The organism is Amycolatopsis acidiphila (assembly GCF_021391495.1).
GTDB classification, from domain to species: Bacteria; Actinomycetota; Actinomycetes; order Mycobacteriales; family Pseudonocardiaceae; genus Amycolatopsis_E; species Amycolatopsis_E acidiphila.
This window is the reverse complement of the sequence record NZ_CP090063.1, coordinates 3,105,643-3,128,743: the sequence shown is the minus strand read 5'-3', so window position 1 is coordinate 3,128,743 and position 23,101 is coordinate 3,105,643. Positions and strand designations below refer to the sequence as shown.

Sequence of the window (23,101 nt, the reverse complement as noted above, 5' to 3'; positions counted from 1 at the left end):
GCCCGCGACCGCCAGTACGTTGGATGTCGTGGACAACGCCGACGGCAAGGGAAATCCCATGAAGATCTGGTTCATCACCGGCGCGTCCAAGGGCTTCGGCCGCGAGTGGGCGATCGCGGCGCTCGAGCGGGGTGACCGGGTCGCAGCGACCGCCCGGAACGTCTCGACGCTGGACGATCTGCGCGACCGCTTCGGCGACGCCCTGCTGCCACTGCGACTCGACGTCGACGACCGCGACGCGGACTTCGCCGCGGTCGAGCAGGCCGCGAAGCACTTCGGGCGGCTCGACGTCGTCGTCAACAACGCGGGCTACGGCCAGTTCGGCATGATCGAGGAGCTCAGCGAGGCCGAGGCACGCGCCCAGTTCGAGACCAACGTGTTCGGCGCGCTGTGGGTCACGCAGGCGGCGCTGCCGATCCTGCGCGCGCAGGGTTCGGGGCACATCCTGCAGGTCTCGTCCATCGGCGGCATCTCGGCCTTCGCGAACATCGGCATCTACAACGCGTCGAAATGGGCGCTCGAAGGCTTCAGCCAGGCGCTCGCGCAGGAGGTCGGCCACTCCGGGGTGAAGGTCACGATCATCGAGCCGGGCGGCTACTCCACCGACTGGGGCGGCCCCTCGGCGAAGTCGGCGACCCCGCTCCCGGACTACGAGCCGGTGCGCGAGCGTGCGGCCGAGCAGCGCCGTTCTCGCGTGGCCACTCCGGGCGACCCGGTGGCCACCCGCGCCGCCGTGCTCGCACTCGTCGACGCGGAGAAGCCGCCGCTACGGGTGTTCTTCGGCGACGGCCCGCTGCGCATCGCGACCGCCGACTACGAGTCGCGCCTCGCCGAGTGGCAGGCCTGGCAGGAGCTGTCGGTCAAGGCGCACGGAAAGCCCTAGCCCGGCGGTCCCACCGGCCGTCGGCACCGGCTCACAGGCGGCACGAGCGGATGTCGGAGGCGAGCACCGCCTTCGCACCGGTCTCGGCCAGCTCGTCCATGATCCGGTTGACCTCCTTGCGCGGCACCATCGCCCGGACCGCGACCCAGTCCTCGTCGGCCAGCGGTGCGACCGTCGGCGACTCCAGGCCCGGCGTGATCGCGATCGCGCGGCTCAGCAGCGGGCGTGGGCAGTCGTAGTCGAGCATCATGTACTGCTGCGCGAACACCACCCCCTGCAACCGGGCGGCCAGCTGCGACTTCGGCTTCGACGCGGGCGCGCCCGCGCGCTGCACGAGCACGGCCTCGGACGAGCAGATCGGGTCGCCGAAGGCCACCAGGTTGTGCTGGCGCAGCGACCGGCCGGTCTCCACGACGTCGGCGATCGCGTCGGCCACCCCGAGCTGCACCGAGATCTCCACGGCGCCGTCGAGGCGGATCACCTCGGCCTCGACCCCGTGCCCGGCCAGGTCGGCGCGCACCAGGTTCGGGAACGACGTGGCGACCCGCTTGCCCGCCAGGTCGGCGGGCTTCCAGTCCTGGCCGACCGGGGCGGCGTAGCGGAACGTCGAGGCGCCGAAGCCGAGCGCGAGGGTCTCCTCGACCTGCGCACCGGAGTCGATCGCCAGGTCCCGGCCCGTGATGCCCAGGTCCAGCTCGCCGCTGCCGACGTAGATCGGGATGTCCTTGGGGCGCAGGAAGAAGAACTCCACCTCGTTGACGTGGTCGAACACGGTCAGGTCGCGGTCGTGCCGGCGGCGGTAGCCCGCCTCGCCGAGCATCTCCGACGCCGGCTCCGCCAGCGCGCCCTTGTTCGGCACCGCAACCCGCAGCATGCCCATCTCTCCCGTCCTCACAGGTAGCGGTAGACGTCCTCGGTGCTCAGCCCGCGGCCGAGCATCAGGACCTGCACCCGGTACAGCAGCTGGGAGATCTCCTCCGCCAGCCGCTCGTCCGACTCGTGCTCCGCCGCGATCCAGACCTCACCGGCCTCTTCGAGCACCTTCTTGCCCTGTGCGTGCACGCCGTCGTCGAGTGCGGTGACGGTGCCCGACCCGGCGGGCCGCGTCCGCGCGCGCTCGGTCAGCTCGGCGAACAGCTCATCGAAGGTCTTCACGATCTGTAGATCCTTCCATCCGCCCCGCCGCGCGGGCGATCCGGCCCGCGCGGGCAGGAGCCGCGTCACACGGCCCGGTGAACGGATCGGAACATCTCGCCCAGCACCGGTGCGTCCACGCCGACCAGGGACTCCCGGAAGACGCGCCGCTCCCCCTCGTCGACCGGCACGTCGTTGGGCACGACGAGCACCACGCAGCCCGCGCCGGCCGCGGACGCGGCGCCGGGCTGCGAGTCCTCGACCGCCACGCAGCGTGCCGGGTCGACCCCGAGCAGCCGGGCCGCGCGCAGGTAGGGCTCGGGATCCGGTTTGTTGCGCCCGTCCACCTCGTCGCCGCAGACGGTGGCGTCGAAGAACTCGCGGCCGATGGTGTTGAGGGCCAGCTCGGTCAGGGCGCGCTCGGTGGAGGTCACCAGCGCCGAGGGCAGCCCCGCGGCACGGACCGCGGTGAGCGCTTCACGGGCGCCCGGGCGCCAGGGCAGGACGTCGTCGAACAGCCGCGCGGTGCGCTCGCGGATCCACCCACCGGTGGCCGCGATCCGCGTCGCGGTGGGCTCGTGGCCGGTGACCTCGAGCAGGTACGCCGCGGTGGCGTCCATGTTCGAGCCGACGAGGGTGAGCCGCTGCTCTTCGGTGAGGGTGCCGCCGAGCCATTCCGCCGCCTCGTAGAGCGCGACGTCCCAGAGCTTCTCCGAGTCCACCAGCGTGCCGTCCATGTCCCACAGCACACCGGCAATGCCGTCCACAGTGGACGGTCCAGTCATGTTTCTCCTCACGTGTTGAAGTACTTCGCCTCGGGGTGGTGGCAGACGATGGCGTCGGTGGACTGCTCGGGGTGCAGCTGGAACTCCTCCGAGAGCTTGACGCCGATGCGCTCGGGCTCGAGCAGGTCGATGATCTTGGCGCGGTCCTCGAGGTCCGGGCAGGCGCCGTAGCCGAGGGAGAACCGGGCGCCGCGGTAGGCGAGCTTGAAGTACTCCTCGATCGCCTCGGGGTCCTCGTCGGCGACGGCGTTGCCGCTGGAGAAGTGCAGCTCCTGGCGGATGCGCCGGTGCCAGTACTCGGCCAGCGCCTCGGTCAGCTGCACGCCGAGCCCGTGCACCTCGAGGTAGTCGCGGTAGGCGTTCGCGCCGAACAGGTCGTTGGCGTAGTCGGCGATGGGCTGGCCCATGGTGACCAGGGTCAGCGGCAGCACGTCCACCTCACCGGACTCGCGCGGGCGGTAGAAGTCGGCGAGGCACAGGTGCCGGTCGCGCTTCTGGCGCGGGAAGGTGAACCGGCAGCGCTCCGGGGCGTCGATGCGGGGCTCGGTGAGCACGACGAGGTCGTCGCCCTCGGCCACGGCCGGGAAGTAGCCGTAGACCAGCGCCGCGTGCGCCAGGATCCCGTCGGTGGCCAGGCGCTCCAGCCAGTACCGCAGCCGTGGCCTGCCCTCGGTCTCGACCAGCTCCTCGTAGCTGGGCCCCTGCCCCTTGGCGCCGCGCAGCCCCCACTGGCCCAGGAACGTGGCGCGCTCGTCGAGGTAGCCGGTGTAGTCCGCGACCGGCACGCCCTTGACCACCCTGGTGCCCCAGAACGGCGGCGTGGGCAGCGGGACGTCGGTGGCGACGTCCGAGCGGGCGGGCACCTCGACGGGTTCGGCGGCGGCCTTGCGGGCTTCGGCGATGCGCAGCGAGCGTTCGCGGCGGGCCTTGCGCTCGGCCCGCTTGGCTTCGGCCTCCGGGTCGGCCGCGGGCGCTTCGCCGCGGCGCACGGCCATGATCGTGTCCATCAGCCGCAGGCCCTCGAAGGCGTCGCGGGCGTAGTGCACGTCCCCCGCGTAGATGTCGGTGAGGTCGTTCTCCACATAGGACCGGGTGAGCGCCGCGCCGCCGAGCAGCACGGGCCACTTCTCGGCGACCCCGCGGGAGTTCATCTCCTCGAGGTTGTCCCTCATGATCACCGTGGACTTGACCAGCAGGCCGGACATGCCGATCGCGTCGGCGCGCTTCTCCTCGGCCGCGTCGAGGATCGTGGTGATCGGCTGCTTGATGCCGAGGTTGACCACCTCGTAGCCGTTGTTGGACAGGATGATGTCGACCAGGTTCTTGCCGATGTCGTGCACGTCGCCCTTGACCGTGGCGAGCACGATCCGGCCCTTGCCGCCGGAGTCGTCCTTCTCCATGTGCGGTTCCAGGTGCGCGACCGCGGCCTTCATCACCTCGGCCGACTGCAGCACGAACGGCAGCTGCATCTGCCCGGAGCCGAACAGCTCGCCCACGGTCTTCATGCCCGACAGCAGGGTCTCGTTGATGATCTCCAGCGGGGGCTTCTCGGTCATCGCCTCGTCGAGGTCGGCCTCCAGGCCGCTGCGCTCGCCGTCGACGATGCGCCGCTCCAGCCGCTCGAACAGCGGGAGCGCGGCCAGCTCCTCCGCCCGCGACTCCTTGGACGAGGCCGCCGACACGCCCTCGAACAGCTCCATCAGCCGCTGCAACGGGTCGTAGCCCTCGCGACGGCGGTCGTAGACCAGGTCCAGCGCCACCTGCCGGTGCTCCTCGGGGATCCGTGCCATCGGCAGGATCTTCGACGCGTGCACGATCGCGGTGGACAGCCCGGCCTGGACGCATTCGTGCAGGAACACCGAGTTCAGCACCTGCCGCGCCGCGGCGTTCAGCCCGAACGACACGTTCGACACGCCCAGCGTCGTCTGCGCCCCGGGGTAGCGGCGCTTGAGCTCGCGGATCGCCTCGATCGTCTCGAGTGCGTCCTTGCGGACCTCCTCCTGGCCGGTGGAGACCGGGAAGGTCAGGCAGTCGACGATGATGTCCTCGACGCGCATGCCCCAGTTCGTGGTCAGGTCCTCGATCAGCCGGGTGGCGACCCGGACCTTCCACTCGGCGGTGCGGGCCTGGCCCTCCTCGTCGATGCACAGCGCGACCACCGAAGCGCCGTGCTCGCGCGCCAGCCGCATGACCTTCTGGAACCGCGAGTCCGGCCCGTCGCCGTCCTCGTAGTTGACCGAGTTGATCGCGCACCGGCCGCCGAGGCGCTCCAGCCCGGCCTGGATCACCGCGGGCTCGGTCGAGTCCAGCATGATCGGGAGGGTGGACGCCGTCGCCAGCCTGCCGGCCAGCTCGGCCATGTCCGCGGCGCCGTCGCGGCCCACGTAGTCCACGCACAGGTCGAGCATGTGCGCGCCGTCGCGGGTCTGCTCGCGGGCGATCTCCACGCAGTCCTCGTAGCGGCCTTCGAGCATCGCGTCGCGGAACTTCTTCGACCCGTTCGCGTTCGTCCGCTCGCCGATCATCAGCACCGACGCGTCCTGCTCGAACGGCACCGCCTGGTACAGCGACGACACGCCCGGCTCCGGCCGGGGCGAGCGCTCGCGCCGCGCCACCTCCCGGACCGCCGCAGACAGCTGCCGGATGTGCTCGCCGGTGGTGCCGCAGCAGCCCCCGACCAGGCCGACGCCGAACTCCCGCACGAACCCGGTGAGGGCTTCGGCGAGGCCCTCCGGCGACAACGGGTACACCGCGCCGTCGGGCCCCAGCTCGGGCAGCCCGGCGTTCGGCATCACCGACAGCGGCACGCGCGCGGACTTCGACAGCGTCCGCAGGTGCTCGCTCATCTCCGCCGGACCGGTCGCGCAGTTCAGCCCGATCAGGTCGATGCCCAGGGGCTCCAGGGCAGCCAGCGCGGCGTTCACCTCGGTGCCCAGCAGCATCGTGCCGGTGGTCTCCACGGTGATCGAGGCGATCACCGGCACCCACCGGCCCGCCTGCGCCATCGCCCGGTGCGCCGCCACGATCGAGGCCTTGGTCTGCAGGATGTCCTGCGTGGTCTCGACGATGACCGCGTCCACCCCGCCCTCGAGCAGCCCGCGGACCTGGTCGAAGTAGGCGTCGCGCAGGGTCTCGTACGGCGCGTGCCCCAGCGTCGGCAGCTTCGTGCCCGGGCCCACCGAGCCCAGCACGAACCGCTCGCCGAACTCGTCCGCGGTCTCGCGCGCCAGCCGGGCCCCGGCCTCGGCCAGCTCGAAGATCCGCTCGGCGATCCCGTACTCGGCGAGGTTCGCCCAGTTCGCGCCGAAGGTGTTCGTCTCGATCGCGTCCGCCCCGGCCTCGAGGTAGCCGCGGTGGATCCCGCGGACCACGTCCGGACGGGTCACGTTGAGGATCTCGTTGCAGCCCTCCAGCCCGGCGAAGTCGTCGAGTGAGAGGTCATGGGCCTGCAGGGCGGTGCCCATCGCCCCGTCCGCCACGACGACGCGGTCGGCGAGGGCATCCAGCAGTGGCGACGACTGACGATCCGGCATGTCGTCCAGGCTACGGTCTCGGGGAGGCCGCGTGGGTCGTAGGCTGGTCGAGTGAGTGACCCAGCCGACGCCCAGCAAGAGCCCGCACGAGGAGCCGAAGACCCCGCCGACGCCACCCGCCCGGTGATGGTAGTGGCGTTCGAGGGATGGAACGACGCAGGTGACGCGGCCAGCACGGCCCTGGAGCACCTGCAGCTGAGCTGGGACGCCAAGCCGCTGGCGGAGGTCAGCCCCGACGACTACTACGACTTCCAGGTGAGCCGGCCGACGGTCCGGATGGTGGACGGGGTGACCCGCCGGGTCGAGTGGCCCACCACCCGGCTGTCGATCTGCCGCCCGCCCGGCTACGACCGCGACGTCGTGCTGGTGCAGGGCCCGGAGCCGAACATGCGCTGGCGCGCGTTCTGCGAGGAGCTGCTCGAGCACATCATGCAGCTCGACATCTCCACGGTCGTCACCCTCGGCGCGCTGCTGGCCGACACCCCGCACACCCGGCCGGTGCCGGTGACCGGCACGGCGTACGACGCGGAGGCCGCGGAGCGGTTCGGCCTGGAGCGCAGCCGCTACCAGGGGCCGACCGGGATCACCGGCATCCTGCAGGACTTCTGCGTGCAGGCGGGCATCCCGGCGATCTCCATCTGGGCCGCGGTGCCGCACTACGTGTCGCACCCGCCCTCGCCCAAGGCGAGCCTGGCGCTGCTGCACAAGCTCGAGGACGTGCTCGACGTCGAGGTGCCGCTCGGCGCCCTGCCCGAGCAGGCCGAGGAGTGGCAGCGCACGGTGTCGGAGATGGCCGAGGAGGACGAGGAGATCTCCGACTACGTCCGCACGCTCGAGGAGCGCGGGGACGCGGAGGTGGAGATCTCCGTCGACGAGTCCAGCGGCGACAAGATCGCCGCCGAGTTCGAGCGCTATCTGCGCCGCCGGCGGCCGGACCAGGAAGGGCCGGGACCGGGTCCTCGGTGAGGTCGGCCGCACTCTACGTCGGCGGTCTGCTCGGCCCGTTCGCCTCCGGGGTGGTGGCGTCGATGCTGCCCGAGCTCGGCAGCACGTTCGACGTCTCACAGAACACCGCCGCGAACTCGCTGACCGCGTACCTGCTGCCGTTCGCGCTGGCCATGCTCGTGTCCGGCACCCTCGGCGAGCGCTGGGGCCCGATGCGCACCATCCGCGTCGCCTACGCCGGGTTCGTCGTGGTGGCGTTGCTCGCCGCGATCGCGCCCTGGTTCTGGCTGTTCCAGGTCAGCCGGGGCCTGCAGGGGGTGGCGAACGCCTTCACCACCCCGCTGCTGCTGACGAAGCTCGCCGCCATCACGCCCAAGGAGCGGCTCGGGCGCACCCTCGGGCTCTACGGCGCGGTCCAGTCGATCGGGCAGACCTCGGCGCCGCTCGTCGGCGGGCTGGCGGCCGAAAGCTCGTGGCGCTGGGCGTTCGTCGGGATCGCGGTCGTCGCCGGTGTGCTCACCGCGAGCGCGCTGCCGCCCGACGAAGTGGCGCCGGAGCAGCCGCCGCGGCTGCGCGACGCCTGGCAGCCGGTGGTCCTCTGGTCCGGGGTGGTGATCTTCGTGGCCTGGGCGTGCCTGGCCGGCCTGCCGTTCCTGGTCGCGTTCCGGGTCGACGACGCGTTCGCGCTCGGGCCCGGCGCGCGCGGGCTGGTGCTGACCGCGTTCGGCCTCGCCGGGTTCGTCTCGGCGCGGCTGGTGGGGGCGGCGGCGGACCGGTTCGGGCCCCGCGTCGCGGTGTGCCTGGGGCTGTTGCTCGGCGCGGTCACGGTCGGCGCGATCGGGGTCGCGGGGTCGCTGCCGCTGGTGGCGCTCGCCTGGGCGGTCGGCGGGGTGTGCGGTCAGCTGGTCCTGGTCGGCATCAACGCCCTCGTGCTCGGCGGCGGCGACGGCACGGGCCGGGGCGGCGCGATCTCGGTGGTGACCGCGCTGCGGTTCCTCGGCATGTCCGCCTCGCCCGCCGCCTTCACCCCGCTCTACCGCACGGATCCGGCGCTGGGCTTCCTGGTCCCGGGCGCGTTACTGGTGGCGAGCACTCCGCTGCTGGCTCACAGGATCTTCCGCAGCGGCACCGGGCCGCGGGCCCGCTTGCGCCACTCCCGCGGGTAGCCCAGCGACACCTCCTCGAACCGCACCCCGTCGGCCTGGGTGGTGCGCGGGATGTGCAGGTGCCCGAACACCGCGACCTCCGCCCGGTAGCGCAGGTGCCAGTCCGCGGTCCGGGTGGTGCCGCACCACAGCGCGAACTCCGGCCAGTACAACGGCGCCGTGGGATGGCGGTGCAGCGGCCAGTGCGACAGCAGCACGGTCCCGTGCTCCTCGGGGATCGCGGCGAGGCGCTCCTCGGTGGCCTTGAGCCGCTGCGCGCACCAGTCCTGCCGGGTCGGGTACGGGTCGGGGTGCAGGAAGAACTCGTCGGTGCACACGACCCCGGCCTCGCGCGCCTGTGCGAGCGCGCCCTCCAGGGACAGGTCCTCGGCCTCCGGCGTGCGCCAGCTGTAGTCGTAGAGCAGGAACAGCGGCGCGATCGTCAGCGGGCGCGGGCCGTGCTCCCACACCGGGTACTCGTCCTCCGGCGTCAGGACGCCGATCTCGCGGCACCGCCCGACCAGGTGCCGGTAGCGCTCCTCGCCACGCAACGGCACGTCGTCGCGGCCGGTGGTCCACAGCTCGTGGTTGCCCGGCACCCAGACGACCTGCGCGAACCGTTCCCGCAGGGTCGCCAGCGTCTCGACGACCGGGTCCACCTTGTCCGCGACGTCGCCCGCCACCAGCAGCCAGTCCTCGCCGGAACCGGAGCGGACCCGGTCGAGCAGCGGCTCGTTGCCGCGGTGGGTCACGTGGAGGTCGCTGGTGGCGTAGAGGCTGGGCACACCTCAACCGTAGCCATCCGCCGCCGCAGCCCGATCAGCGTGAGCACCCCGGCGGCCACGTACAGGGTCGCCTGCAGGTCGAGCAGCCCGGACAGCCCGAGCCGCCCCACGAGCACACCGGCCGCCAGCATCCCGAGCGCCTGGAAGGCGGCCATGCCCGCGAAGAAGGTACTCGACACCCGGCCCAGCCGGTCCGGCCCGGTCTCCTGCTGTAGCAGCGAGAAGAGCCCGGAACCGGTGGCGACGCCGGGCGCGCCGGCAGCGGCGAACAGTCCGATGTAGACGGCCAGGGCGGTGCTGACCGCCGGGCCGTTCCAGGTCGCCAGCGACAGCAGCCCGAGCGCGATCGTGCCCCAGCCCAGCAGGCGCGCGGGCAGCACCCGGCGCGCCACCGTCGCCACCGCCACCCCGGCGGCGAACCCGCCGACCGCCTGCACCCCGCGCAGCAGGCCGACCTCGGCCTCGCCGCCGCCCAGCGGGCCAGTCACGAACACCACGAACAGCACCAGGAACATGCCCTGCGCCACCGACATCAGGACCGTGACTGCCGCGGTCAGCCGGAGCACGGGGCTGCGCGCGACGTCGGTGAGCCCGTCCAGCCACCCGCTCCAGCCGACGACGCCCCGCGCGCCGACGGCGAACCTGGGCACCAGCATGGCGCCCGCGAGCACGAGCAGGACCAGGTAGGCCGTGACGACCCAGCCGAGCCCGGCGAAGCCGAGCACCACGCCGCCCAGCGAGCTGCCCGCCAGCCGCGCGACGCTGCTGTTCATGCCCATCAGCCCGTTGGCGGCGGTCACCCCGGCCTCGCCGACGAGGGCGGGCACGAGCGCGTTGCGGGCCGGTTCGAACAGCGACGCGAGCGCCGACTGCGCCATCATCACCAGGTAGACCAGCCCGCCGCCGCTGACCAGCAGCGGCAACGCGACCGCGGCCTGGGCGAAGCACACCACGCACAGCAGCAGGCGCCGGTCGTACCGGTCGGCCAGCAGCCCGGCGACGGGGCTGAGCAGCACCATCGGCAGGATCCCGGCGATCATCGTCAGCGCGGTGGAACCGGCCGAGCCGGTGGCCTGGTAGATGAACACCGGCAGCGCGACCTGCAGCATCCACTCCGCGGTCTCGGCGAACAGGCCGGCGACCCACAGCCGGGCGAAGGCGGGCTCCCGCAACGGGCTGCTCATGAGCTCGGTCTCCCGTCGGCGTCGATGCGCAGGAAGGCCCGCCAGCTCGCGTGCACCACCTTGGCCTCGGCCGGGGCGTCGGTGCGGATCGGCGCCACGTAGGGCCGGACGAGCGCGTCGATCGCGGTGGTGAGCGCTTCGAGCTCGTCCGCGGTGAGGCGCAGGGAGTAGCCGTTCAGGCTGGCGGAGCGCTGCCACTGCGGTTCCAGGTCGTCGACGGTGTCGAGGTAGCGCTGCGCGAGCGTCTCGTCCTCCCGCAGCCAGGTCGCCTCCAGCGCGCGCTGCTCCGGCCCTCCCTCGCCCAGCTCGCCCAGGTCCAGCCCCACCGGCACGGCGCGCCACGGCCGCTCCCGGCCGTCGGTCGCCTCGACCCGTTCGACCAGCCCCCACTGGGCGAGCTGGCGCAGGTGCCAGCTGCAGTTCGACGCCGAGGAGTCCACCGCCGTCGCGCATTCGCTCGCCGTGCGCGGCCCCACGGACAGCAGGTAGTTCAGCAGGGCCGCGCGCAGCGGATGGGCGAGCGCCCGCATCAGCTCCGCGTCCCGGATTCGCCGGCGCGGCGGCAGCTCGGTCATGGCTCCCCCAACTCTGAAAGAACTCTTTCGAAAGACTTCTTTCAGAGTTGCAGAAGCGGCCGGGCCGGGTCAAGCGCGGAAAATCCACTTGCGGCCGCCGGGGGTGCGGCGGCTAGCCTGCGGAGGCGATGAACAGCTGACCTCCCCACCCTCCCCGCGTCCGAGGCACTGCCCGGCGGGGTCTCCCCCTGTTCCGGGCTGGTGATGTCCTCATGCGCGCACTCGACCTCGTCTTCTCCTACGGCGACCACGTCGTCTTCGACGGGTTCTCGCTCATCGCGAGCCCCGGCAGGCGCATCGGCCTCGTGGGCGAGAACGGCGCGGGCAAGTCCACCCTGCTCCGGCTCCTCGCGGGACTGGAGGAACCGCTCGCCGGCCGCGTCGAACGCGGCCCGGACGTCGGTTTCCTGATGCAGGAGCTGCCTTTCCCCGGTGACGCCACGGTCTCCGGGGTCGTCGACCACGCCCTCGCCGAGATCCGGGCGGCCACCGCCCGCCTCGACACGCTCGCCGTCCGGCTGGCCGGCGACGCGGGCGCGCTGGCCGAGTACGGGCGGACGCTGGAGTGGGCGCAGGCGCACGACCTCTGGGACGCCGACCGGCGGGCCGAGCTCGTGCTGGCGGGCCTCGGCCTGGGCGCGATCGCGCCGACCCGTCGCCTGGAAACGCTTTCCGGCGGCCAGCGGTCCCGGCTCGGGCTCGCCGCGCTGCTCATCCGGCAGCCGGAGACCCTGCTGCTCGACGAGCCCACCAACCACCTCGACGACGCGGGCATGGAGTTCCTGGAGCGGCATCTGTCGGCGCTGACCGGGATCGTCGTGCTGTCCTCGCACGATCGCGTGTTCCTCGACGCGGTGTGCACGGACATCGTCGACCTCGACCCCGCGCTCGGCGGCCCGGCCCGCTACGGCGGGGCCTACTCGCAGTACCTCGTGCACAAGCGCGCAGAGCGGGCACGCTGGGAGCAACGGCACGTCGAGGAGCAGGACGAGCTCAAGCAGCTGCGCGAGTCCGTCGCCGTGACCGCGCGCGGAGTCGCCCACGACCGGCCGCAGCGGGACAACGCCAAGACGCTGTACGACTTCAAGACCGGCCGCGTGCAGAAGCAGATCTCGCGGCGGGTGCGCAACGCCCAGCAGCGACTCGACGAGCTGACCCGCGCACAGGTGCGGAAGCCGCCCGCGCCACTGCGGTTCGCCGCACCGCTGACGGGGCGGGGCGGCACCGGCGAGCCGGTGCTGTCCGTCCGGGACGCGCACGTGCCCGGCAGGCTCCACATCGGACAGCTCGACGTGCCGGATTCCGCACGGCTACTGGTGACCGGGGGCAACGGCGCGGGAAAGTCCACTCTGCTCACCCTGCTCGCGGGCACGCTGGCACCAGCCCGGGGCGTGGTCCACCGGCGGCGCGGGGTCCGGGTCGGCCTGCTCGAACAGGACGTCGCCGTGAGCGACCCGGCGAAGACGCCCCGGCAGCTCTACGCCGAGGCAGGCCCCGGCGCGCTGCCCCTGGCACAGCTGGGCCTGCTGCGGCCGCGCGACCTCGACCGCCCGGCAGGCGTGCTGTCCGTCGGGCAGCGGCGGCGGCTCGCGCTGGCCGTGCTCGTCGCCCGCCCGCCGGACGTCCTGCTGCTCGACGAGCCGACGAACCACATCTCGCTGCCCCTGGCCGAGGAGCTGTTCGACGCCCTCGGCACCGCCCCCGGCGCAGTCGTCATCGCCTCGCACGACCGCTGGCTCCGCCGCGAGTGGCAGGGCAGCCGCCTGCGGCTGGACGAGGGCCGGGTCGGCTAGGTCCTGTTCACAGCTCGATGCCGAGCAGCGCGTCTACCGCGATCCGGACGAGACCCGGGGCCTCGGTGTCCGTTCCGCTGCGCCGCAACGCTTCCGCGGCCCAGGCGTCCACCGCCGCGAGGGCGCCGGGGGTGTCGAGATCGTCCGAGAGGTGGTCCCGCAGCCGCGCGACGGTGTCCGCCGCGGCCGGTCCCGCCGGCAGGGCGACGGCCTCCCGCCACCGGGCCAGCCGCGCCTGCGCCTCGGTCAACAGGGACGCCGTCCACGCCCGGTCGGCCCGATAGTGCCCGGCGAACAGCGCGAGCCGGATCGCGGCGGAGTCGACGCCGTCGGCGCGCAGCCGGGAGACGAACACCAGGTTCCCGCGCGACTTCGACATCTTCTCGCCGTCCAGGCCGATCATCCCGGCGTGCACGTAGTGCCGTGCGAAGGGATGCGAGCCCGCCAGCGCCTCGGCATGCGCCGCGCTGTACTCGTGGTGCGGGAAGATCAGGTCCGAGCCGCCGCCCTGCACGTCGAACGCCATGCCGAGCCGGTTCACCGCGATGGCGCTGCACTCGATGTGCCAGCCGGGGCGCCCGGCGCCCAGCTCCGAGTCCCACGACGGCTCACCCGGCCGCGCACAGCGCCACAGCAGCGCGTCCAGCGGATGCCGCTTGCCGGGGCGGTCCGGGTCGCCGCCGCGCTCGGCGAAGAACTTCGCCATCGTCGCCTCGTCGTAGTTCGACTCGTAGCCGAACCGGCCGGTGGCCTCGTGGCCGAAGTAGACGTCCGGGTACTCCGGGTCGTCCGCGCGGTACGCGGCGCCGTCGGCCAGCAGCTTCGCGATCACCTCGACGATCTCGGGCACGCTTTCCACCGCGCCCACGTACTCGCGCGGCGGCAGCACCCGCAGCGCCTCCATGTCCTCGCGGAACAGCGCCGTCTCGCGCAGGCCCAGCACGATCCAGTCGTCCTGGTCGCGTTCCGCGCGCTCCAGCAGCGGCTCGTCGATGTCGGTCACGTTCTGCACGTAGAACACGTCGTGCCCGTTGTCCCGCCACACCCGGTTCACCAGGTCGAAGGCCAGGTAGGTCGCCGCGTGCCCGAGGTGGGTGGCGTCGTACGGCGTGATGCCGCAGACGTACATCCGCGCGGTCTCACCCGGGGCGGTCGGGCGGACCTGCGCGGTCGAGGTGTCGAACAGCCGCAGGGGACGCGGCGTGCCCGGGACACGGGGCAGGGGAACCGATGACCAAGTGCGCATACCCTCCACCCTAAGCGGCGTTTGGGCACCTGCTCCCGCCTGGTGGGAAGCGCCTCAGCCGGTGGTCAGCGCGCGCAGCTGGTCGAGGGTGCCGAAGAACGAGTCCTGGTTGCCCGGCAGCGGGCCGGCGACCGCGGACTGCCAGAACCCCGGCGCCCAGCCGCCGGGCAGCTCGCCCATGTCGGTGTTGTAGCGGGCGAGCCAGAGCACGTGGTCGGCCGAGAACGCGGTGCTGTTGCCGGTGCACGCCTTCCACCAGCTGGTGGAGGTGTAGATGATCGGGGTGTGGCCCGTGCGCTGCTTGAGCGTGGTGCTGAAGTCCTCGATCCAGGCGACCATCGCGGCCGGCGAGAGGTTGTAGCAGGGGGCGGCGCCCGGGGTGTCCTCCATGTCCAGCGCGGGCGGCAGGGTCATGCCATCGGAGAACCACTTCCCGTCGTGGCTGTGCAGGTACACCGCCTGGTCCGCGCCGCTGGACTTGTCCGGCCGGGCGTAGTGGTAGGAGCCGCGGATGAGCCCGGCGGCCTTCACCGCGCGGAACTGGGTCAGGTAGGCGGGGTTGACGTAGCCGACGCCCGCGGTGTCCTTGACGAACGCGAACACCGCGCCCTGGGCCTTCGCCCCGGCGAGGTCCGGCACACCCTGGGACTCGCTGAAGTCGAAGCCCGCGAGCGTGGCCGGCTGCGCCTGCGCCGCGCACGGCACCACCAGCGTCGCGCCGACGACGACCGCGGCGAGCGCCGCGACCCGCTGCAAAATCCGAATCACGCTCGGAACGCTAGATCAACTACACCCGGACAGCCGCTTCACAGCGTGATCACCGACCGATCGGGTGATCATCTCGGGAACGAGGCGGACCACATCGCGGTGAGCCCTTCGGTCAGCTCCTCCGAGGTCGGCGCGCCGTCGGGATCGAGCAGCCACTGCACGGAGAGGCCGTCGCAGATCGCGATCACGAAGCTCGCCACGGCCTGGCAGCGGCGGTCGGCGGGATCGGTGCCGTCGCCGAGGGACTCGGCCACCAGCACCGCGACCTTCCCCCGGCAGCGACGGTACTGCTCGGCGAACTGCTCGCGCAGCGACACCGTGCGCTCGGCCTGCGCCAGCGCCTCCACATAGGACAGCAGCAGGTCGCGCGTGGCGGGCAGGCTGTCGAGCATCGCCGCCCAGGCGCGGCGGCCGCGTTCGACGGGCGTCGCGGCGGGGTCGGCCATCGCGATCCGCGCCAGCTTGTCGGTCCACTCCTCGAACACCTCGCCGATGGCCGCGTTGAGCAGCCCGGCCTTGGACCCGAAGTGGTAGCCGATCGAGTGCAGGTTGGTGCCCGAGGCGGCGACGAGGTCGCGGGTGGTGATCCGCGCGTAGCCCTTCTCCTCGAGCAGACGCCTGGCGGCGGCGAGCAGCTCGTCCCGGTGACCCATGCCTGGACAGTACGGCTTATACGCGCGTATAAACGAGGGGTCGCCGCACGAGGGAGGGCCCGGCATGACCAGCACGCTGTCCCGCACCACCGAGCTGCCCCCGGGCCCGAAGCTGCCACCGCTGGTGCAGACGCTGCTGTTCGCGAACTTCCGGCACCGCCTGCTGCCGGTGCTGCGCCGCCGCTACGGCGACGTGTTCACGCTGCGGCTCTACCCCGAGCGCCGGGTCGTGCAGCTGGCCGACCTCGAGCACATCAAGACGGTGTTCAGCGGCCCGGCCACGACCTTCCACGCGGGCGAGGGCAACATCATCCTCAAGCCGATCATGGGCGAGCACTCGGTGCTGCTCACCGACGAGGACGTCCACCTGCGCGCCCGGAAGCTGCTGATGCCCGCCTTCCACGGCGCGGCGCTGCGCGGCTACCGCGACATGGTCACCGAGCTGGCCGAGCGGGAGGTCGCCCGCTGGCCCGCCGGGCAGGTGTTCCGCGCGCACGACCGGATGCAGGCGCTGACGCTGGAGATCATCCTGCGGGTCGTGTTCGGCGTCGCCGAGGGCGCGCGGCTGGACGAGCTGCGCCGGCTGCTGACCAAGGCCGTGGACATCGGGGTGCTCGACCTGTTCGGCTTCCACAACGAGAAGCTGCGGAACTTCGGGCCGTGGAAGCGGTCGAAGCTGCTGCAGGACCGGGTGGACGAGCTGCTGTACGCCGAGATCGCCGAACGCCGTGCGGCAACGGACCTCGCCGAGCGCGGCGACGTGCTGTCCCGGCTGCTGACCGTGCCCGCCGACGACGACGGCCTGTCCGACGCCGAGCTGCGCGACCAGCTGGTCACCCTGCTGCTGGCCGGGCACGAGACCACCGCGACCTCGCTGGCCTGGTCCTTCCACGAGCTCTCCCGCGACCCGGTCCGGCTGGCGGCCGCGATGAAGGCCGCCGACGAGGGCGACGAGAAGTACCTCGAGGCGGTGGCGAAGGAGGCGATGCGGCTGCACCCGGTGATCTCGGAGGTCGCCCGAAGGCTGACCGAGGACGTGGAGATCGGCGGCTACCGGCTGCCCGCCGGGGTCACGGTGATGCCCTCGATCGCCATGGTGCACGCGGACTCCGCGCACCACCCCGAGCCCGGCAGGTTCCGGCCGGAGCGGTTCCTCGAGAACGGCGGCCCGGCGAGCGGCACCTGGTTTCCCTTCGGCGGCGGCGTGCGCCGCTGCCTCGGGGCGGGTTTCTCCTTGCTGGAAGCCACGATCGTGCTGCAGGCGGTGCTCTCGCGGTACCGCCTGTCCCCCGACCGCGCCCGCCCCGAGGGCTCGCGCCCGCGGCACATCACGATGGTCCCCGCGCGCGGCGCCCGGATCTCCGTGACGCCGCGCTAGGGGGTGTCCTCAAAGGCTGGTCGATGGGCTTCGTGATCCAGGTGGTTCCTGGTGGTGCCGGGGATTCGCCCTCGTACCGGGTTGTACTCGGGTGAATTCCCGGTGCCGTCCAGGGGCCGCCTGGGCGCGGGGAGCGCGATTGAGCCTTTGAGGACGCTCCCTAGGGAGCTACCGCCGCCGGGTGCGCAGGTAGTCACCGACCACGGCGGCGCCGAGGCCGTCGAGGTCCGGCGCCACCACCCGGCCGCCGGAGCGGCGGGCCAGCAGGTCCACGAACGCCTCCAGCCGGGGGTCGTCGCCGAGCCGGAACACCGTCACCGACGCGCCCAGCTTCGCCAGTCTGTCCACTTCGGACACCGTCTTGTACAGCGTCTGCGGCAGCGGCGGGTAGTCGAACACGGCCTCGCCGTCCGGCTCCAGGTGCGCGGTCGGCTCGCCGTCGGTCACCATCAGCACCACCGGCTGCGCGTCTGGATGCCGCCGCAGGTGCCGCCCCGCGAGCAGTAGCGCGTGGTGCGCGTTGGTGCCCTGCTCCCAGGCGCCTTCGAGCCCGACCAGTTCCTCCAGCTCCACCGAAGCCGCGTAGCGCCCGAACGTGATCAGCTGCAGCGCGTCGTTGCGGAACCGGGTGGAGATCAGCTGGTGCAACGCCAGGGCGGTGCGCTTCATCGGCAGCCACCGGCCCTCGGACACCATCGACCACGACGTGTCCACCAGCAGGGCGACCGCGGCCCGCGACCGGTGCTCGGTCTCCACGACCTCCACATCGGACACGTCGAGCCGCACCCGGCCGCCGCCCACGGAAGCCGTGCGCAGCACCGCGTTGCGCACCGTCCGCGAGGTGTCCCACGGCTGCATGTCGCCGAACTGCCACGCCCTGCTCGCCCCGGTGGGCTCGCCCGCGGCGCCCGCCGACTCCTGCTCCCGCTGCCCGGTCTTGCCGCGCAGCGCGTTCACCACGTCCGCCAGCGCCGTCTCGCCGAGGCGCCGCAAAGCCTTGGGCGACAAGCGAAGCGACCCGTCAGGCGCCCGTTCGAACAGACCCTGGCGGCGCAGCTCCCGCTCCAGCTCGGACAGCCGTCGCGCGTCCACCCCGGCGTCGGGGCCCAGCTGTCGTTCCAGCGCCTCGACGTCGATGTCCTCCAGCCGGGCGCCCGGATAGGACTGCGCCAGCTGCTCGGCCAGCGCGTCGAGCTCGCCGAGGTCCTGCATCGCCTGCGCGCCCTCGCCCATGCCCAGCGGGTTGCGGCCGCGGAACCGGCCCGAGGAGGTCCAGTCCTCCCCCGGCCGCAGCGCCCGCAGCTGGGCATCCAAAGTGGACAGTTGCTGGGCGATGCGCGGGTCGCCGAACGCCTGCTGCGCCAATCCGGCCAGCTCGGCCCGCTGCTGCTCGCTCATGGAGTTCAGCATCCGCTGCGCCGCGGCCGCCCGCGATGCCAGCGCGTCGATCAGCTCCTCGACGTTTTGCGGGTTCTCCGGGAAGAACTCGCCGTGCCGCCGCATGAACTCCGCGAACCGCTCGTCGATGTCGTCTGCGTCCTGGGCGTGCGCGTCGAGCAGGGCGTTGAGGTCGGCCAGCATCTGGTTGACCCGCTCGACGTCCTCGGGACTGGTGTTCTGCAGGGCCTCCTTCATGCCCTCGAACCGCGACTCGAGCATCTCGCGGCCCAGCAGGTCCTGGATCTTCTCGTAGTTCTCCCGGCCCTGCTCCGAACGCCACTGGTAGTCCGCCAGCTCGCGCACCGCGGCGGCCGTGCCGGGCGGGAGCGCGTCCAGCTCGGCCTCGGCCAGGCGCGCCTCGTCCGCCGGGTCGGGGAACAGCGCGCGCCGCTCGGCGTCCAGCGCCTCGTTCAGCAGGCGCTGCACCTCCTGCAGCGTCCCGTCGAGGTTGTTGCGGCGCTGGATCTCCGACCGGCGCTGCCAGACGCGGCGGGTCAGCTCGTCGAGGCCCGAGGTGTTGCGGGTGCCCCGGCGCAGCAGCTCCTCCAGGGCCGAGCGGGGTGAGCTGCCGCCCATCACGTCCTGCCCGATCTCGTCGAGCGCGTCGCGCAGGTCGATCGGCGGCGCGAGCGGATCGGGCCCGTCGTGCCAGGGCCCGTAGGAGTACCCCTCGGGCTGGGTCATCGCCGCCTCCGCGGGGGGAAGTACGTCGGCGGTGTCACGGCCCGTACACCGTCGTCGCGTCGTCGGAGTCCTTCGCCAGCTGCCGCGCCAGGTACAGCGACTCCAGGGCCAGCTCGACCGCGGCCGCGATCCGGCCCGGAGAGTCGTCCGCGGACACGCCCGCCCGGGCGGCGACCTCGTGCAGGACCGGGAGTTCCGGCAATGCGGCGAGCACGTCGGCGCCTGGCACCTTCTCACCGGTGGCGACCAGGTGCCCGTCGGCGACCGCTTCGACCAGCGGGCGCAGGTTCAGCCCGCCGAAGCGGTCGCGTGCGGTCTCGGCGATCGCGCGGCGCAGCAGGTGCACGAGCTGCTCGTGCTCGCGGCCCTCCTCGCCGGGCTCGAACTCGACCTTGCCGCGCAGCACCGCCGGCACCGCGTCCAGGTCCACCGGGCGCGCCACCGCGGGGTGCTCGCCGGTCAGCGCCGAGCGCCGCAGGGCCGCCGCCGCGACGGTCTCCGCCGCCGCCACGGCGAACCGGGCGGACACGCCCGAGCGCTGGTCGATCACGCTGGACTCGCGCAGGTTCCGGACGAACCGGGCCAGCACCTCCAGCAGCGGCTCACCGACCTCGGCCACCAGGTGGGCCTCCTGGCGCACCACGTCGACCTCCGCGGCCACGTCGAGCGGGTAGTGCGTGCGGATCTCCGCGCCGAAGCGGTCCTTGAGCGGGGTGATGATCCGGCCGCGGTTGGTGTAGTCCTCGGGGTTGGCCGTGGCCACCATGAGCACGTCCAGCGGCAGCCGCAGCGTGTAGCCGCGGACCTGGATGTCGCGCTCCTCCATCACGTTGAGCAGCGCGACCTGGATGCGCTCGGCGAGGTCGGGCAGCTCGTTGATGGCCACGATGCCGCGGTGCGCGCGCGGCACGAGTCCGAAGTGGATGGTCTCGGGGTCGCCCAGGCTGCGGCCCTCGGCCACCTTCACCGGGTCCACGTCGCCGATCAGGTCGCCGACCGAGGTGTCCGGGGTGGCCAGCTTCTCGGTGTAGCGCTGGCTGCGGTGCAGCCAGCTCACGGGCAGCTCGTCGCCGAGCTCGGCGGCACGGCGGATCGAGGCCGGGGTGATCGGGTCCAGCGGGTGCTCGGCCAGCTCGGCGCCGTCGATGACCGGGGTCCACTCGTCGAGCAGCCCGGCCAGCGTGCGCAGCAGCCGGGTCTTGCCCTGGCCGCGCTCGCCGAGCAGCACGACGTCGTGTCCGGCCAGCAGCGCACGCTCGAACTGCGGCAGCACGGTCCGCGAGAACCCGACGATGCCCGGCCACGGGTCCCTGCCGGAGCGCAGCGCGGCGAGCAGGTTGTCGTGGATCTCGGTCTTGATCCCGCGCGGCTGGTGACCGGCCGCGCGCAGCTCTCCCGCGGTGCGCGGGAGGTGTTCGGGTACGGGGTTCACCCCTACGAAGCTAACCCCGGATGGCGGGATCGTCGACGTGGAGCAGCTCCAGCAGGCGGCGCAGGTATTCTGGATCGCCGTGTGCTGTCCCAGTGCGACCCTGACCGTGTGGACCTCGGCCTGGCTTTCCGGTGCCGCGGCGCCGGACGACGTCCTCGACGCCCTGCTGGCCTGGGGCGAGGCCCACGAGGTCGTCGCCGCGGACGCCGAAGCCGCGGTGGGCCTGGACCTCCCGCTCACGGGCGACTTCCCCGCCACCCCGGTACAGCTGCTGGCCGCGCTGCGCTCGCGTGGCGCCGCCGACGCGCGGCTGGTCCTGCCGGTGCCGGGCGACGTGCGCGGGCTCGGCGGGGGCGGGCCGTTCACCGAGGCGGCGCTGCGGGAGGGCGAGGCGATGCTGCTGCCGTCGCTGGGGTTCGGCCTGGTGCCGCACGCGATCGCCGAGGGACTGGTCCGGTGGTCGGCGTACAGGGTGGACACCTCGCTCGCGCCGGAGCACGTCGGGCTCGCCGATGCCGAGCACGGCCTGACCGACGCGATCCGCGACTCGGCCGGTGCGCTGCAGGCGCTCGACGTGGCGAAGGACCGGCCGGGCGTGCGCGCGGAGCTGTCGGCGTGGCTGCGGGCCCGGCCGCGCCCGCAGTGGCCCGCCGGCACCCCCGGCCGCGCGTTGCGGGTGCTGCAACGCGCGGAGGAGGTCGGCGCGATCCTGGCGGTGGCGCAGATCGACGAGCCGGGCGGCGCCCTGTCCGCCTCGGCGGCGGTCCTGCGCGCGGACGCCCTGCGCCCGCTCGGCAACGCGGTCCGGCTGGCCCGCTACGCCGCGGTGAACGAGGCGGTGCGCCAGTTCAGCGAGCAGGCCGACCGGTCGCAGTAGCGGGCCGGCGAGCGGGCTCGCAGCAGCCGATCGCGCACGGCGCCCCGTCGACCGTGCATCCCGCCATCGGGAAGTCCGACAGCTTCCGGGCGGGCGCGTCGGCGATGTGCTCGCGCACCAGTTCCACCACCAGCTCCGCGAAGCGCGGGTCCGCGTTCGGCGTCGCCGCGCGGGCGAAGCCCATGCCCAGCTCCCCGGCGCGCTCGGCGGCCTCGTTGTCCAGGTCCCAGATCACCTCGAGGTGGTCCGACACGAACCCGACCGGGCAGACCACCACCGCGGGCACGCCCTGGGCGTGCAGCGCCTCGATGTGGTCCACGACGTCCGGCTCCAGCCACGGGATCCGCGGCGGCCCTGACCGCGACTGCCACACCACGTCGTACTCGGCGACCCCCGCCTCGGCCGCGACCAGCCGCGCCGCCTCCGCGATCTGCCGCGAGTAGCGCCGCCCGCCCTCCTCCGGCGGCCCTGAGGCCTTGTCCGCGCTGTCGGGCACCGAATGCGCCGTGAACACCGTCCGGGCGTTCTCGAGGCCTTCGTGGGCGCTGCGCAGCGCATCCGCGAAGGCGGAGACGAACAGCGGGTGGTCGAAGAACTGCCGCAGCTTCGTCAGCTCCGGGGCGTTCTCGCCGACCGCGGCGCGGGCGCGCTCGATGTCCTCGTCGTACTGCCGGCAGGCGGAGTACCCGCCGTACGCGCTCGTCGGGAACACCAGCGCCCGGCGAACCCCGTCCGCGGCCATCCGTGCGACGGTGTCCTCCACCATCGGCTGCCAGTTGCGGTTGCCGAAGTACACGGGCAGGTCGATGCCCTGCGCCGCGAGCTCCTTCTCCACCGCCGCGATCGCCTCGCGGTTGAGCCGGTTGATCGGCGAGACCCCGCCGAAGTGCTGGTAGTGCTGCGCGACCTCGGCGAGCCGCTCCGGCGGCACGCCGCGCCCGCGCGTCACGTTCTCCAGGAACGGCATGACCTCGTCCGGCCCCTCGGGACCGCCGAAGGACAGCCACAGCAGCGCGTCGTAACCCACGGCTGCCATCCTGCCGCTATGACGGCGCCCACGCGCGCCCGGGCTTACATGCCCAGCGCGTGCACCCCGCCGTCGACCCAGATCATTGAGCCGGTGGTGGCGGGCAGCCAGTCCGACAGCACGGCGCAGATGCTCTTCGCGACGGCCGTGGGGTCCTCGGCGGCCCAGCCGAGCGGCGCGCGGTCGCCCCAGCCGCCCTCGAGCTCGCCGAAGCCCGGGATGGACTTGGCGGCCATCGTCTTGAGCGGGCCTGCCGAGACGAGGTTCACCCGGACGCCGTGCGGGCCGAGGTCGCGCGCCAGGTACCGGTTGACCGACTCCAGCGCGGCCTTCGCCACGCCCATCCAGTTGTAGGCGGGCCACGCGACGCGCGCGTCGAAGTCCAGGCCCACGATCGACGAGCCGCGCGAGAGCAGCGGCAGGCACGCCACGGCCAGCGACTTGAGCGAGTACGCGGACACCTGCACCGCGACCGACACGTCCTCCTTCGGCGCGTCCAGGAACGGCGCGCCGAGGCAGGTCTGCGGCGCGAACGCGATCGCGTGCAGCACCCCGTCGAGGCCGTCGACGTGCTCGCGCACCCGGTCGGCGAGGGTGTCCAGGTGCTCGGGGTTCTGCACGTCCAGCTCGATCACCGGGGCGGGCTCGGGCAGCCGCTTGGCGATGCGCTCCACGAGCGACATCCGGCCGAAGCCGGTCAGCACCACCTTCGCGCCCTGTTCCTGCGCCACCTTGGCGGCGTGGAAGGCGATCGAGGCGTCGGTGATGACACCGGTGATCAGCAGCCGCTTACCTTCGAGCAGTCCGGGCAAGGCCAGTCCTTTCTACAGTGGG

20 protein-coding genes are annotated in these 23,101 nt (G+C 72.9%); 6 read left to right on the top strand and 14 right to left on the bottom strand.

What is annotated here, in order from left to right; translation table 11 throughout:
- The first annotated feature begins 58 nt into the window (after positions 1–58).
- A complete protein-coding gene (locus tag LWP59_RS15185) occupies positions 59–883 on the top strand; it encodes an SDR family oxidoreductase (RefSeq protein ID WP_144641758.1) in 825 nt (274 codons plus the stop codon).
- 31 nt (positions 884–914) lie between these two features.
- Here the strand turns inward: LWP59_RS15185 and hisG are convergent, their stop codons facing one another.
- From hisG to metH, 4 genes are all read right to left on the bottom strand, one after another.
- Positions 915–1,757 carry an ATP phosphoribosyltransferase gene (gene hisG / locus LWP59_RS15180; RefSeq protein WP_144641759.1) on the bottom strand — a complete coding sequence of 281 codons (843 nt, stop codon included), beginning with the start codon at positions 1,755–1,757 and terminating at the stop codon, positions 915–917.
- A 17-nt stretch (positions 1,758–1,774) separates the two neighbouring features.
- Positions 1,775–2,038: a phosphoribosyl-ATP diphosphatase gene (locus LWP59_RS15175; RefSeq protein ID WP_144641734.1), complete on the bottom strand. Its 264-nt coding sequence runs from the start codon at positions 2,036–2,038 to the stop codon at positions 1,775–1,777.
- 65 nt (positions 2,039–2,103) lie between these two features.
- Positions 2,104–2,802, bottom strand: a complete 699-nt coding sequence (locus tag LWP59_RS15170; protein WP_144641735.1) for an HAD family hydrolase — start codon at positions 2,800–2,802, stop codon at positions 2,104–2,106.
- An 8-nt stretch (positions 2,803–2,810) separates the two neighbouring features.
- The gene (gene metH, locus LWP59_RS15165; protein ID WP_144641736.1) at positions 2,811–6,335 is read right to left on the bottom strand and encodes a methionine synthase; all 3,525 of its coding nucleotides are present in this window, start codon (positions 6,333–6,335) and stop codon (positions 2,811–2,813) included.
- Positions 6,336–6,386: 51 nt separating this feature from the next.
- On the opposite strand from metH, the gene LWP59_RS15160 reads away from it, so the two are divergent.
- Together LWP59_RS15160 and LWP59_RS15155 are read left to right on the top strand one after the other, a co-directional pair.
- A complete protein-coding gene (locus tag LWP59_RS15160; RefSeq protein ID WP_373299424.1) occupies positions 6,387–7,301 on the top strand; it encodes a PAC2 family protein in 915 nt (304 codons plus the stop codon).
- A complete protein-coding gene (locus LWP59_RS15155) occupies positions 7,298–8,446 on the top strand; it encodes an MFS transporter (protein ID WP_229857434.1) in 1,149 nt (382 codons plus the stop codon). The genes LWP59_RS15160 and LWP59_RS15155 overlap by 4 nt, the downstream gene beginning before the upstream one ends.
- On the opposite strand, the gene LWP59_RS15150 is transcribed toward LWP59_RS15155, so the two are convergent.
- The 3 genes from LWP59_RS15150 to LWP59_RS15140 are packed head-to-tail and all read right to left on the bottom strand — an operon-like array spanning position 8,386 to position 10,969.
- A complete protein-coding gene (locus LWP59_RS15150; protein ID WP_144641737.1) occupies positions 8,386–9,210 on the bottom strand; it encodes a metallophosphoesterase family protein in 825 nt (274 codons plus the stop codon). The two genes, LWP59_RS15155 and LWP59_RS15150, sit on opposite strands and share 61 nt — an antisense overlap.
- Entirely contained in the window at positions 9,174–10,394 is a 1,221-nt protein-coding gene (locus LWP59_RS15145) for an MFS transporter (RefSeq protein ID WP_144641738.1), read from the bottom strand. Before LWP59_RS15145 ends, LWP59_RS15150 begins: the two co-directional genes overlap by 37 nt.
- On the bottom strand, positions 10,391–10,969 hold the full coding sequence (locus LWP59_RS15140; protein ID WP_144641739.1) for an ArsR/SmtB family transcription factor: 579 nt from the start codon (positions 10,967–10,969) through the stop codon (positions 10,391–10,393). Before LWP59_RS15140 ends, LWP59_RS15145 begins: the two co-directional genes overlap by 4 nt.
- Positions 10,970–11,181: 212 nt before the next feature.
- On the opposite strand from LWP59_RS15140, the gene LWP59_RS15135 reads away from it, so the two are divergent.
- Complete coding sequence (locus tag LWP59_RS15135; RefSeq protein ID WP_144641740.1) at positions 11,182–12,762, top strand: ABC-F family ATP-binding cassette domain-containing protein; 1,581 nt, start codon at positions 11,182–11,184, stop codon at positions 12,760–12,762.
- A 7-nt stretch (positions 12,763–12,769) separates the two neighbouring features.
- Here LWP59_RS15135 and mshC read toward each other — a convergent pair whose 3' ends face one another.
- From mshC to LWP59_RS15120, 3 genes are all read right to left on the bottom strand, one after another.
- Positions 12,770–14,008 carry a cysteine--1-D-myo-inosityl 2-amino-2-deoxy-alpha-D-glucopyranoside ligase gene (gene mshC / locus LWP59_RS15130; protein WP_144641741.1) on the bottom strand — a complete coding sequence of 413 codons (1,239 nt, stop codon included), beginning with the start codon at positions 14,006–14,008 and terminating at the stop codon, positions 12,770–12,772.
- Positions 14,009–14,062: 54 nt separating this feature from the next.
- Complete coding sequence (locus LWP59_RS15125; RefSeq protein ID WP_229857432.1) at positions 14,063–14,776, bottom strand: GH25 family lysozyme; 714 nt, start codon at positions 14,774–14,776, stop codon at positions 14,063–14,065.
- A 68-nt stretch (positions 14,777–14,844) separates the two neighbouring features.
- Positions 14,845–15,429, bottom strand: a complete 585-nt coding sequence (locus LWP59_RS15120; protein ID WP_144641742.1) for a TetR/AcrR family transcriptional regulator — start codon at positions 15,427–15,429, stop codon at positions 14,845–14,847.
- A gap of 64 nt (positions 15,430–15,493) precedes the next feature.
- On the opposite strand from LWP59_RS15120, the gene LWP59_RS15115 reads away from it, so the two are divergent.
- Positions 15,494–16,807 (top strand): cytochrome P450, encoded by a 1,314-nt coding sequence (locus LWP59_RS15115; protein ID WP_144641743.1) that lies wholly within the window; start codon positions 15,494–15,496, stop codon positions 16,805–16,807.
- Positions 16,808–16,975: 168 nt separating this feature from the next.
- On the opposite strand, the gene LWP59_RS15110 is transcribed toward LWP59_RS15115, so the two are convergent.
- Entirely contained in the window at positions 16,976–18,931 is a 1,956-nt protein-coding gene (locus LWP59_RS15110) for a vWA domain-containing protein (RefSeq protein ID WP_144641744.1), read from the bottom strand.
- 34 nt (positions 18,932–18,965) lie between these two features.
- Positions 18,966–20,363 (bottom strand): sigma 54-interacting transcriptional regulator, encoded by a 1,398-nt coding sequence (locus LWP59_RS15105; RefSeq protein WP_144641745.1) that lies wholly within the window; start codon positions 20,361–20,363, stop codon positions 18,966–18,968.
- A 79-nt stretch (positions 20,364–20,442) separates the two neighbouring features.
- Between LWP59_RS15105 and LWP59_RS15100 the strand changes: the two genes are divergently transcribed.
- Positions 20,443–21,240 (top strand): hypothetical protein, encoded by a 798-nt coding sequence (locus tag LWP59_RS15100; protein ID WP_186383356.1) that lies wholly within the window; start codon positions 20,443–20,445, stop codon positions 21,238–21,240.
- Here LWP59_RS15100 and LWP59_RS15095 read toward each other — a convergent pair.
- Positions 21,212–22,267, bottom strand: a complete 1,056-nt coding sequence (locus tag LWP59_RS15095) for a ferrochelatase (RefSeq protein ID WP_144641763.1) — start codon at positions 22,265–22,267, stop codon at positions 21,212–21,214. The two genes, LWP59_RS15100 and LWP59_RS15095, sit on opposite strands and share 29 nt — an antisense overlap.
- Positions 22,268–22,311: 44 nt before the next feature.
- Positions 22,312–23,079 carry an enoyl-ACP reductase FabI gene (gene fabI / locus LWP59_RS15090; protein ID WP_144641746.1) on the bottom strand — a complete coding sequence of 256 codons (768 nt, stop codon included), beginning with the start codon at positions 23,077–23,079 and terminating at the stop codon, positions 22,312–22,314.
- Positions 23,080–23,101 lie beyond the last annotated feature (22 nt).

Coding starts and splice junctions, on each gene's coding strand:
- LWP59_RS15185 (WP_144641758.1), top strand. CDS start 59: ATGAAGATCTGGTTCATCACCGGCGCGTCCAAGGGCTTCGGCCGCGAG.
- hisG (WP_144641759.1), bottom strand. CDS start 1,757: ATGCTGCGGGTTGCGGTGCCGAACAAGGGCGCGCTGGCGGAGCCGGCG.
- LWP59_RS15170 (WP_144641735.1), bottom strand. CDS start 2,802: ATGACTGGACCGTCCACTGTGGACGGCATTGCCGGTGTGCTGTGGGAC.
- metH (WP_144641736.1), bottom strand. CDS start 6,335: ATGCCGGATCGTCAGTCGTCGCCACTGCTGGATGCCCTCGCCGACCGC.
- LWP59_RS15145 (WP_144641738.1), bottom strand. CDS start 10,394: ATGAGCAGCCCGTTGCGGGAGCCCGCCTTCGCCCGGCTGTGGGTCGCC.
- LWP59_RS15140 (WP_144641739.1), bottom strand. CDS start 10,969: ATGACCGAGCTGCCGCCGCGCCGGCGAATCCGGGACGCGGAGCTGATG.
- LWP59_RS15135 (WP_144641740.1), top strand. CDS start 11,182: ATGCGCGCACTCGACCTCGTCTTCTCCTACGGCGACCACGTCGTCTTC.
- mshC (WP_144641741.1), bottom strand. CDS start 14,008: ATGCGCACTTGGTCATCGGTTCCCCTGCCCCGTGTCCCGGGCACGCCG.
- LWP59_RS15120 (WP_144641742.1), bottom strand. CDS start 15,429: ATGGGTCACCGGGACGAGCTGCTCGCCGCCGCCAGGCGTCTGCTCGAG.
- LWP59_RS15115 (WP_144641743.1), top strand. CDS start 15,494: ATGACCAGCACGCTGTCCCGCACCACCGAGCTGCCCCCGGGCCCGAAG.
- LWP59_RS15110 (WP_144641744.1), bottom strand. CDS start 18,931: ATGACCCAGCCCGAGGGGTACTCCTACGGGCCCTGGCACGACGGGCCC.